The sequence below is a fragment of the Streptomyces canarius genome, assembly GCF_014650735.1.
Lineage (GTDB): Bacteria > Actinomycetota > Actinomycetes > Streptomycetales > Streptomycetaceae > Streptomyces > Streptomyces olivaceoviridis.
Map to the genome: position 1 here is coordinate 124,592 of NZ_BMVN01000024.1, position 10,507 is coordinate 135,098.

Annotated in this window: 8 protein-coding genes and 1 pseudogene; 4 read left to right on the plus strand and 5 right to left on the minus strand. The window is 70.7% G+C overall.

Annotation, left to right across the window (positions count from 1 at the left end):
* The first annotated feature begins 356 nt into the window (after window positions 1–356).
* The 3 genes from hemA (at window position 357) to IE294_RS29085 (ending at window position 4,745) form a co-directional block, all read left to right on the plus strand.
* Window positions 357–1,598 (plus strand): 5-aminolevulinate synthase, encoded by a 1,242-nt coding sequence (gene hemA / locus IE294_RS29075; RefSeq protein ID WP_189890942.1) that lies wholly within the window; start codon window positions 357–359, stop codon window positions 1,596–1,598.
* Complete coding sequence (locus IE294_RS29080; protein WP_189890943.1) at window positions 1,595–3,151, plus strand: long-chain-fatty-acid--CoA ligase; 1,557 nt, start codon at window positions 1,595–1,597, stop codon at window positions 3,149–3,151. The genes hemA and IE294_RS29080 overlap by 4 nt, the downstream gene beginning before the upstream one ends.
* A 304-nt stretch (window positions 3,152–3,455) precedes the next feature.
* Window positions 3,456–4,745 (plus strand): acetyl-CoA hydrolase/transferase family protein, encoded by a 1,290-nt coding sequence (locus tag IE294_RS29085; RefSeq protein WP_189890944.1) that lies wholly within the window; start codon window positions 3,456–3,458, stop codon window positions 4,743–4,745.
* A 368-nt stretch (window positions 4,746–5,113) separates the two neighbouring features.
* Here the strand turns inward: IE294_RS29085 and IE294_RS29090 are convergent.
* The 5 genes and pseudogenes from IE294_RS29090 to IE294_RS29110 form a co-directional block, all read right to left on the minus strand.
* A pseudogene (locus IE294_RS29090) lies at window positions 5,114–5,493 on the minus strand (hypothetical protein); the annotation flags it as partial.
* A 364-nt stretch (window positions 5,494–5,857) separates the two neighbouring features.
* Window positions 5,858–6,796 (minus strand): dihydrodipicolinate synthase family protein, encoded by a 939-nt coding sequence (locus IE294_RS29095; RefSeq protein ID WP_189890946.1) that lies wholly within the window; start codon window positions 6,794–6,796, stop codon window positions 5,858–5,860.
* Window positions 6,796–7,593 carry an aldolase gene (locus IE294_RS29100; RefSeq protein ID WP_189890948.1) on the minus strand — a complete coding sequence of 266 codons (798 nt, stop codon included), beginning with the start codon at window positions 7,591–7,593 and terminating at the stop codon, window positions 6,796–6,798. The genes IE294_RS29095 and IE294_RS29100 overlap by 1 nt, the downstream gene beginning before the upstream one ends.
* Window positions 7,594–7,694: 101 nt before the next feature.
* Window positions 7,695–8,411 carry a glutamine amidotransferase-related protein gene (locus tag IE294_RS29105; RefSeq protein ID WP_189890950.1) on the minus strand — a complete coding sequence of 239 codons (717 nt, stop codon included), beginning with the start codon at window positions 8,409–8,411 and terminating at the stop codon, window positions 7,695–7,697.
* 182 nt (window positions 8,412–8,593) lie between these two features.
* Window positions 8,594–9,940: an aminotransferase class I/II-fold pyridoxal phosphate-dependent enzyme gene (locus tag IE294_RS29110; RefSeq protein ID WP_229917396.1), complete on the minus strand. Its 1,347-nt coding sequence runs from the start codon at window positions 9,938–9,940 to the stop codon at window positions 8,594–8,596.
* Between the two features lie 174 nt (window positions 9,941–10,114).
* Between IE294_RS29110 and IE294_RS29115 the strand changes: the two genes are divergently transcribed.
* Entirely contained in the window at window positions 10,115–10,447 is a 333-nt protein-coding gene (locus tag IE294_RS29115; RefSeq protein WP_229917397.1) for a Ku family protein, read from the plus strand.
* The last annotated feature ends 60 nt before the right edge of the window (window positions 10,448–10,507 follow it).

The window sequence follows — 10,507 nt, forward strand, 5'->3', positions numbered from 1 at the left end:
GATCGTCACGATGCCGGGCCGTATGCGGGCCGGAGCGGCTCGGCCGCTGCCGTCAGCGGCGAAAGGGTCAACGCACGCCGCAGTACGACCCGTTGACCAGCACCACCGTTGCGTGGCAGGAAGGAGGGCGGTGGGCGACCACGCGGCGCCGCACACCCCTGCCGCACCGGCTCCGTGACCACCCGGCGCGGACACGCCACAGCGGCGCCGGGCGGCCTCGCGACGGGAACGGCACCGACATCCGCACGCCGCGCGGCAGACGCGACAAGGCGCGACCGCGACTCCGCAGTGCCGCACCTGCCCGACTTCGACAACTCCTCTCCGTCCCGCACTTCTTCACCCGCAAAGGAAGCAGCATGCCCACGCATCTTGAGTACTTCACCCACGGCATCTCCGAGGAGGAGCGCCGCACCCGCACCTTCCTGGAGATCGGCCGGCGCGCGGGGCACTTCCCCCGTGCCGTCGCCCGGACCGACGGGTCGGAAAGCGAAGTGAGCGTCTGGTGCAGCAACGACTACCTCAGCATGGGCCAGCACCCGGTGGTCGTGGAGGCCGTACGCGACACCGTCGCCCGCTTCGGGGCCGGCTCCGGCGGCTCGCGCAACATCGGCGGCACCAACCACCGCCACGTGGAGCTGGAGCGCGAACTGGCCGACTGGCACGGCATGGACGCGGCGCTGCTGTTCACCTCCGGCTACACCGCGAACGACGGGGCGCTGTCGGTGATCGCCGGCCGGCCCGAGGGCACCGTGGTCTTCTCGGACGAGCGGAACCACGCCTCGATCATCGACGGGCTGCGGCGCAGCGGTGCCCGCAAGCGCATCTTCCGCCACAACGACGTCTCCCACCTGGCCGAACTCCTCGCGGACACCGACCCCGACGCGCCCAAGCTGATTGTGCTGGAGTCGGTCTACTCGATGTCCGGGGACGTGGCCCCCCTCGCCGACATCGCCGACCTCGCCGACCAGTACGGCGCCACCACCTTCCTCGACGAGGTGCATGCGATCGGCATGTACGGCCCCCAGGGCGCGGGCATCGCGGCACGCGAGGGCATCGCCGACCGCTTCGACGTCGTCATGGGCACCCTCGCCAAGGCGCTGGGCACGGTCGGCGGCTACATCGCCGGGCCCGCCGATCTGATCGACACCGTCCGCACCTTCTCCCGCGCGTTCGTCTTCACCACGTCCCTGCCGCCCGCCATCGCCGCCGGCGCCCTGGCCGCCGTACGTCATCTGCGGTCGTCCGACGCCGAGCGGGACCGCCTGGCGGAGAACGCGAGGCTGTTGCAGCGGCTGCTGGACGAGGCCGATGTCCCGTACCTGTCCGCGGACTCGCACATCGTCTCGGCGCTGGTCGGTGACGACGCCCTGTGCAAGCAGGCCTCGAACCTGCTGCTCGACCGGCACGGGATCTATGTCCAGGCCATCAACGCGCCCAGTGTGCGCCTCGGGGAGGAACTGCTGCGGATCGCGCCCTCGGCCACGCACACCCCGGCGGACGTGCAGAAGTTCGCCGAGGCCCTGGCCGGGATCTGGCGGGACCTGGAGATCCGGACGGCCTCGGACCGGCGGGACGCGGCTGCGAAGGGGGCGGCGTGACCCGTTCCCTCGCCGCCGTGCTGGCCGACACGGCTGCACGACGACCGGACCATCCGGCCCTGATCTGGGACTCCGTCGTGGTGACCTACCGTCAACTGTGGCGGCGGGTCCGCGGTGTGGCCGGCATCCTGCGGCGGCACGGCACCGGGCCGGGCGACCGAATCGCCGTGCTGGTACCCAACACACCTGATTTTCCCGCCGTTTACTACGGAGTACTCGCGCTGGGTGCGACCGTGGTCCCGCTGAACACCCAACTGCGTGCAGCGGAGATCGAGTTCGTGCTGCGGGACAGCGGTGCGCGGGCCCTCGTATGCGACGCGTCCGCACTGGAGCAGGGCGCCCCGGCGGCCACCGCCACCGGGGTCGCGCTCTTCACCGTCGCGGGTGAACACCCCGCGGCCGTACGGCTCGACGTCCAGGACTCCGAACCTGCGCTCGCGGATCTCGTCCCCGTGGGCCCCGAGGACATCGCCGCGATCCTCTACACCTCCGGCACGACCGGCCGCCCCAAGGGGGCCATGCTCACGCACCGCAACATCGTCATGAACATCGAGGTGAGCGCCGTATCCCCGTTCGCCGTCCGGCCGGACGACGTGCTGCTCGGGTGTCTGCCGCTGTCCCACACCTTCGGCCAGACCTGTGTCATGGGCACCTGCTTCTCGGCCGGCGCGACGCTGGTGCTGATGCGCAGGTTCCACGCGGTGCCCGCGCTGGAGCTGATGGCCCGGTACGGCTGCACCGTCTTCATGGGCGTGCCGACGATGTACCACGCACTGCTGGAGGCCGTGGCGGCCGGCGCCCCCGCTCCATCGGTGCTGGAGCGCGCCTACAGTGGCGGTTCGGCCCTGCCCGTGCCGGTCCTGGAACAGGTGCGGCAGACTCTCGGATGCGAGGTGTACGAGGGGTACGGGCTGACCGAGACCTCACCGGTCGTCGCCTACAACCAGCCCGGCATCCCCTGCCGCCCCGGCACCGTGGGCCTGCCGGTCACCGGCGTGGAGGTGGCGGTCGCCCGTGCCGACGTCGAGGCAGCCGTCGAGCTGTTGCCGGCGGGCGAGATCGGGGAGATCGTGATCCGCGGCCACAACGTGATGGCCGGCTATCTCGGGCTGCCCGCGGCGACCGCGGCGGTCCTGGTGGACGGCTGGTTCCGCTCCGGTGACCTGGGCGTGCTCGGCGAGGACGGCTACCTGTCCGTCGTGGACCGCAAGAAGGACGTCATCCTGCGCGGCGGATACAACGTCTACCCGAGGGAGGTCGAGGAGGTCCTGTTGCGGCATCCGGCGGTCGAGCAGACCGCCGTCGTCGGCGTACCCGACGTCCGGCAGGGCGAGGAGGTGTGCGCGGTCGTCGTGGTCCGGGACGGGTTCGCGCTCGATGACGTGTCGGCGGCCGACCTGGTGGCGTGGTGCCGCGAGCGTCTGGCGGGCTACAAGTGCCCGCGCCGGGTCGAGTTCGCCAGGGAACTGCCGCTGGGCCCGAGCGGCAAGGTGCTCAAGCGGGAACTCGCCACGCGACTTGCCACGTTGAAGACTGCGCGGGTCACTTCTTGAGCAGGTCGGTATCAGGCGCCCTGACCACGGCGAGCGTGAACCGGGAGGGCAGGACCACGCCCCGGCCGGTGTCGCCCGGTACGAACGACGGCCGGGCCGGGCTGGGCAGGACGTGGGAGAACCGGTCGGCGCCGACGTCGGAGACCGCCTCCCGCGGCAGCCGGAGGCGGAGCGCCGAGCGGCCGACGAAGCCGTGCGTCGGCGAGCCCGCGGCTGCTCGCCCCTGGCCCGCCGAGCAGCTGTGCCGCGGCGAGATCCCGAAGCCCGCCGACGCGCGCGAGTCGCTCTGCCCGGAAGCCCGGCGATGACCGGGGCGCCCCTGCTCGCATCGGTGGAGGACCTGGACTTCACGCGGTACGTGCGCGACGGCGACGGCGTGCTGTGGGCCCAGGCATGCGCCGAGCCCCGCACCCTCGTCGAACACCTGATGCGGCAACGGCCGGCGGCGGGCCTCAAGGCGTTCGTGGGCATCCCGGTGGCCCGGACGCTCTACCGGGAGAACGCCCGAGGGATGACTCTCCACTCGTACACCGGTGCGGGCGCAAACGCCGACCTGTACTCCGCCGGCGCCCTGGACATCGTGCCCGCGCACTACTCCTCCTTTCCCGACCTGATCCGGAACGGCGTCATCAAGGCTGACGTGGTACTGGTGCAGCTCTCGCCCCGCGACAGCAGGGGGCACTACAGCCTGGGCCTCGCGCGCGAATATCTCGCGGACGCGCTCGCCACGGCCCGCACCGTGATCGGTGAGGTCCACCCGGACGTCCCCTGGACCCACGGCGGTCCCACGCTGACCGCCGATGACCTGGCAGCCGTGGTCCCCGCCCGCCACCCTCCGGTGGAAAGCCCGCGAACCGGCCCGAAGCCCGTGCACCGGGCGATCGCGGCGAACGCCGCCGCACTGATCGAGGACGGGGCGACCCTTCAGTTCGGCGTCGGGGCCCTCACCGAGGCCGTGCTGGACGAACTGCACGACCGCCGCCATCTCGGCATCCACTCCGGCCTCCTGCCGGACGGACTCGTACCGCTGATCGAGCGTGGCGTCGTCACCGGTGAACGCAAGTCGGTGGACCGCGGCAAGACGGTGGGCGGCATGCTCCTCGGTACCCGCCGACTGTTCGAGCACGTCGACCGCAACCCCCGGGTGGAACTGCGCGCCACCAGCTACACCCATCATCCGGCGGTGCTGGCCGCCCAGCACCGGTTCGTGGCCCTGAACTCCGCCGTCGAGGTGGACCTCACCGGCCAGGTCAACGCCGAAGTGGCCAAGGGCCGTTATGTGGGGGCGGTGGGCGGCGCGGTCGACTTCCTGCGGGGCGCGTCACGCTCCGCAGGAGGGGTGCCGGTGGTCATGCTGCCGTCGCGCGCCGGATCGGCCGGCCGGATCGTGGCCGCGCTGAGCGGCCCGGTGAGCACACCGCGCAGCGACGCGGGCGTAGTGGTCACCGAGTACGGCTCCGCCGATCTGCGAGGGCTGTCGTTGAGCCAACGCGTCGAGCGCATGATCGCGCTCGCCGCCCCTGAGCACCGGGTGCGCCTCGACCGCTCGGCGGACGCGGTCCTCGCGACCGCGAGGGCAACGCGTCACGCGTGAGAGGAGCGCGACCGGCTCCGGCTTGCCGCCTGACCGCGGGGACTGACGCCTCATCGGTCAGCACGCCCGCTGCTCCGACCGTCATCCGTTCACCGGCGAGTCGACCCGCTTCGTTCAGTTGACGGGGTCTGTCTCGTGGTCGGTGTCCACGGGTGTGTGCGAAGTCCGTCGAGGATGAGCGCGAGCATGTGCGGTGCCCGGTCCTCGGGGCCGGACGCGGCGCGCCAGAGTGCGTGAGCGACCACCGGCGGGCACCCGGCGTGCCCACTCGGCCATGAGCCCGACCAGCGCCGGGCAAGCCACCCTGGCCTCCTGCGGTGCGCGCTTCGGAACCTCTCACCCAGCACCGAACAGGGCAGAAACACTGGTCAGCATGCAGATTCAGCCCGCGCTGAGTGCGGGTGTGCGACGTCACCGGGGTGGGCGGGACGTTGGTCGCCGCGGAGCGGCTTTGCGGACTTGAGGGTGGGAGGAGGCGGGGAGTGTTCCGGCTTGCGCTCGTAGCGGCGGTGGAGGCGCCGACAGCCGGGCGGCCAGGACACGGTCCGTTCTACGAGCCGGCGGTGCCGTCCCAGGCGTTGTGAGGATTCGATGGCCTTGCGGGCGAGACGGTGCCGGATGCGCGGAAGGCCGGCCATCGCCGCAGGTGCTGGTAGTCGTAGCCCTCGTCTTCGTGCGGCTTGCCGGGCCGTCGGCGGCGAGGACCACGGCGGGAGCGGATGGGCGGGATGCCGCGTACACGGGGTAGACCGTGTCACTGCCGCGCAGCAGATCAAGGTCGGGGTGCACGGCGACCGCGCCGTCATCGACCGTCACCGGCAGCACCGCGGTAGCGTCGCCCTCCCCCGGCTGCGAGGGGTCGTCATCCGCTTGACTGTCCGCAGGGCTGGTGGAGTCGGTGCGCAGCAGCTGGGTTTGCGTGCCCGGCTGGCTGTCGCCGGCCGAATCCCACATCTGCCCCGCCGGGCCGCGGAAGACAGCGTTGCCATCCCCATCACCCTGCGGGACGACCGCTCCCCGGGTTTCTGGCAGGGGAGCGCGCCGTTTCCGGATGGAAGACCGACACCGTTGGCGTCGTGTTCCATTTGGGGAACGTTTCCCCGTCGGTTGGGTCAGGGCATGTGTGGTGTCGCTGTCAGTAGCTCGCCGTCCAGGTGGGGGCTGGATTCGAGCCGGTCGAGGATGTCCCGGAGTTGCTGGGTCTCCTTGTCGGGCAGGGGCAGCAGGGGTGCGCGGGGCGGTCCGGCCGGGCGGTTGTGGAGCTGAAGTCCTGCCTTGATGGCGCGGGGCAGGCCGTGGCCGACGATGAACTCCAGGAACGGCAGGAGTTCGGCCAGGATCGCGTCGGCCCGTTCATCGCGTCCGCAGATCACTGCGGTGTAGAGCTGGAGCGTCCAGTCGGGGACGAGGCACGGGGCGGCGGTGCACCAGCCGACGGCTCCGGCGCGGAAGGCGTCGAGGGCGACGGGGTTGCTGCCGTTGTAGACCGAGAGAGTGCCCTCGGACAGTTCCCGCAGGGTGGTGAAGCGGGCGACGTCGCCGGAACTCTCCTTGACCATGGTGAGGTTGGGAATTTTCCGGGCGAGCTCGACGATGGTCTCGGGCAGGAGATCGATGCCGCTGGTGCCGGGGTTGTTGTAGAGCATGATCGGCAGGTCGGTGGCGGCGGCTACTTCCGCGTAGTGCCGGGCGAGTTCGGCCTCGGTGAGTTTCCAGTACACCTGCGGGAGCACCATGATGGCGCTGGCTCCGTGCCGGGCGGCGACGCGGGCACGGCGGACGGTGCCTTCTGTGGTCAGGTGCGCGACGCCGACCAGGGTCGGGACGCGTCCGTTCACGGTGTTCAGGACGGTCCCGCAGACGGCGTCCCACTCGGCTTCGCTGAGGTAGGCGCTTTCGCCGGTGCTGCCCAGTGGGGCGACGGCGTGGCTTCCCGAGGTCACCAGGCGGTCGGTGAGGTGGTGCAGCGCGGTGTGGTCGACCGCGCCGGTGTCGGGGTCGAAGGGGGTGACGGGGTAGGCGATGACTCCCTTTAAGAGCGCGGTGGCCATCAGAGGTTCACCTCGCTGGTGAGGCAGTCGGGGTGGTTGCGCAGCGACTTGCGGGCGTAGTAGGCGAAGTTGGCCTTGTTGCGGCGGTCGGTGGAGGTCCAGTCGTGGGCCTCGCGGGCGAGGTCGGGGTCGAGCGGCTGGATGGTTCCCGCGGCCATGGCGAGCAGCTGCAGTCGGGCGGCGCGTTCGATGAGTACGGCCAGGGTGCAGGCTTCTTCGATGGTGGCGCCGGTGACGAGCTGGCCGTGGTGGGCGAGGAGGATGGCGCGCTTGTCGCCGAGGGCACGCGAGATGATCTCGCCTTCCTCGTTGCCGACGGGGACGCCGGGCCAGTCCTTCAGGAAGGCGCAGTCGTCGTAGAGGGGGGTGGTGTCCATCTGCGAGACGATCAGGGGGACTTCGAGCATGGCGAGCGCGGCGGTGTGCAGCGAGTGGGTGTGGATGATGCAGTTGACGTCTTCGCGTGCCCGGTAGATCCAGGAGTGGAAGCGGTTGGCGGGGTTGGGCATGCCGCTGCCCTCCAGAACCGTCAGGTCCTCGTCGACGAGGAGGAGGTTGTCCTCGGTGATCTCGTCGAAGCCGAGGCCCAGGCGCTGGGTGTAGTAGGTGCCGGCCTCCTGGCCGCGGGCGCTGATCTGGCCGGCGAGTCCTGAGTCGTGGCCGCCGTCGAAGGCGATGCGGCAGGTGAGGGCCAGCTTCTGCCGTACGGTCAGTTCGGAGTCGGCGAAGTGCTCGTGCATCTGCTGTTCGGCACGTCCGACGAGGACGTCTTTGGAGTCGTGCAGGGTGGTTGCCATGTTCGTTCTCTGCTCCAGTTCCCAGGGCCCGCCCGAGTCGGCGGGCACTCTGTCCGGGGTCAGTGGGGGAGAAGGTGCTGAGCGGTGCCCAGGAGTGCGGATCAGCGGCTGGCGTAGTCCGCGGCGAGGCGGTCGAGGAACGTCATGAGCTTGGCGTTCATCTCGGTGTAGTCGTTGGCCCGCAGCTGGTCGGGCTGCTGGACGTAGGGGCGGTCGATGAGTTCTGTGAGTTCCTCCTCGGAGTGTTCGATCAGGGCGTCGATGCAGGCCGGGGTGAACTCCATGTGGCACTGGAAGCCGTACACGTACCGGCTGTAGGCGACGATCTGGCGCGGGCAGCCCGCGCTGGTGGCCAGCACGGTGGCGTCGTTGGTCAGTCCCGGCATGTCGTTGTGCCAGTGGCCGGTGTCGAAGGTGTCTCCGAGGCCGGCCAGGAAGGGGTGCCGGCGGCCCGCGAGGGTGAGGGCGACGGGGAAGGCTCCGATCTCGGTGTGCGGGCTGGAGTCGAAGGCGCCGAGTGCCTCTCCGACGAGTTGGGCGCCCAGGCAGATCCCGATGACCGCCTTGTCCGCCTCGATGCAGGCGGCGATGAGGGCCTTCTCCGCGGCGGCGTCGAAGTACGGGTACTCCTCGGTGGTCGTGCTGGGCTGCTGGGGGCCGCCCATCACAATCAGCAGGTCGATGCCGTCCACGCTCGCGGGCAGCGCATCGCCCTCGTGAATACGGGAGTAGCCGATCTCGTGGCCCCGGGCCCGGGCCCAGTCCTCGTAGGCCCCCGGCGCCTCGAACGCCTCGTGGACGACGAAGTGTGTACGCATGGCAGAGCCAGCCATTCTGTATGACGATGCGTCCTGCTGTCCCGCGCCGGGCACTACATGCCGTACCAGGCCGGGGAGAGTAGACGAAGAGGGAAGGGGGCGCCGGTGCCTGCACCGCAGGGGAGGCGGGGTGCGGCACCTGCGGCACACGGTCGCGCAGGCGAAGCCGTACGCGTGGCCGGTCAGTACCGGCCGGGACGGTGCAGCGTGTCGGCGAAGTCGTCGGCGAACTGCGCGGCCTGCTCCTCGGTGAGCATGGAGGTCGTCACCCGCACAGCCTGAGCTTCGGACGGTCCCGAGGTGAACAGGTCGCCGGGCTGCACGGCCCAGCCGCGCCGCGCCAGGGCGTCCGTGACCGGGCGCGCGGGCGTCTTCAGCGGGATCCAAACGTTCAGCCCGTCCGGCTGGTAACCGTCCGGGACGCCGATCCCGTGCTCACCGAGTCGCGCCAGGAGCAGGGTGCTTCGTTGTACGTAGGTTTCGCGTGCCCGGGCGGTCAGGGCGGTGACGTCCGGGTCTGTGAGCAGGGCGTGGGCGGCGTGCTGGAGCAGCCCGCTCACCCACGTAGTGCCCGTGTTGAGCCGGGTCTCAAGGCGGGTCGCGGTCTCCTGGTCGCAGGCGACCAGGGCCAGGCGCAGGTCCGGGCCGAGGAACTTCGACACCGACCGCACCAGCGCCCATCGCGAGACTCCCGGTGCCGTGACCCGGTGGTAGGAGGCTCGGGAGACCGCCCAGAAGTGGTCGTCCTCGATGACCAGCGCCTGGGGGTGATCGGCGAGGACCGCCCGGAGTTCGGCGGCGCGCTCCTGGGTGATGCTCACGCCGGTCGGGTTGTGCGCGCGGGGCGTGCACACCACGGCTCGCACCCCGCTCTCCAGGGCCGCGCGGAGGGCATCCGGGCGCATCCCCTGCCCGTCGACCGCCACCGCCACGGTCCGAAAACCGTTCAGCCGCAGCGTGCCGATGCTCGCCAGGAAGCACGGGTCCTCGACCGCCACCGCGTCCCCGCGGGTCAGGTAGGCGTTCAGCAGCCGCTCCGTCGCATCGACCGCGCCGTGTGTGACCACGAGATGGAAACCGCTGCCCCCGACGTCCGGCGCGAACTGTTCGGCCGCCCACTCGGCCAGCCGTTCGTCGACCGGCGGCGCACCGTACAACGCCGGCCGGTACCCGCCACCGTGGAGGGCCTGAAGTGCGTCGGGCAGCAACTGCGGGTCCGGGTTGCCGCTGGCGAGGTCAGTCAGCCGGCCGCCGAACCAGGCCCCCTCACTGGCCAGTTGCGGTACCCCGGCCACCACCGTCCCGCCACGCCCACGCGTCTCGGCCTCACCCGCGGCCACGAGCTGCCGGTAGGCCGACGCCACCGTGTTCCGGTTCACGCCCAGCTCTTCCGCGAGTGTACGCACCGGCGGCAGCAGGTCCTGCGGCGCCAGCTCGCCCGACGCGATCAGGTCCCGCACACTGCCGGCGATCTCCGCCGCGGTTGTCCCGCTGATCTGCATGCTGTCCACCTCCTGAGAACCGACCATAGCATTGATCCTAGGACATAGAAAATATGTCATAGGTCAAAGGAAGGCTGGTGCACTTGCTCGCTGAGCAGAGACGGACAACGGACAGCCTGAAAACCTGTCCACAACCTGCACGCCATGCGCTGACCCGACGAGATCCGCGACCCCACCGAGCCGCTCCCGCCGCCGACCGAGGTGTCCGAGGCGGAGATCGAGGGCGCACTGGCGCTCATGGACACCATGGCCACCGACTCGCTCGAAGGCCCGGACTTCACCGACCGTTACACCGAGGCGCTTGCGCAGATCATCGAGGCGAAACGGGAGGCCAAGCCGCTGCCCGAGGCACCGGAGCCGGCGCAGCCGGCAGCCGTGCTCGACCTGATGACCGCGCTGCGGGAGTCGGTGCAGAAGGCCCAGGCCTCCCGTACTTGGGGGTGCAGGCCCTGCGCAGGTGCACGAGCTGCCGCAGCCGAAGAAGACGGCCGCGAAGAAGCAGCCGGCCCAGAAGGCCGCGGCCAAGAAGACTGAAGTTTCCCCGTGATCTCGGACACGTGATCGTTATGCCGCAAGGGCGTGCTGGTGCCGCTG

Bases quoted from the DNA above. Each gene is read 5' to 3' on its own strand.
- hemA (WP_189890942.1), top strand. From the start codon at position 357: ATGCCCACGCATCTTGAGTACTTCACCCACGGCATCTCCGAGGAGGAG.
- IE294_RS29085 (WP_189890944.1), top strand. From the start codon at position 3,456: ATGACCGGGGCGCCCCTGCTCGCATCGGTGGAGGACCTGGACTTCACG.
- IE294_RS29095 (WP_189890946.1), bottom strand. From the start codon at position 6,796: ATGGCCACCGCGCTCTTAAAGGGAGTCATCGCCTACCCCGTCACCCCC.
- IE294_RS29100 (WP_189890948.1), bottom strand. From the start codon at position 7,593: ATGGCAACCACCCTGCACGACTCCAAAGACGTCCTCGTCGGACGTGCC.
- IE294_RS29105 (WP_189890950.1), bottom strand. From the start codon at position 8,411: ATGCGTACACACTTCGTCGTCCACGAGGCGTTCGAGGCGCCGGGGGCC.
- IE294_RS29110 (WP_229917396.1), bottom strand. From the start codon at position 9,940: ATGGTCGGTTCTCAGGAGGTGGACAGCATGCAGATCAGCGGGACAACC.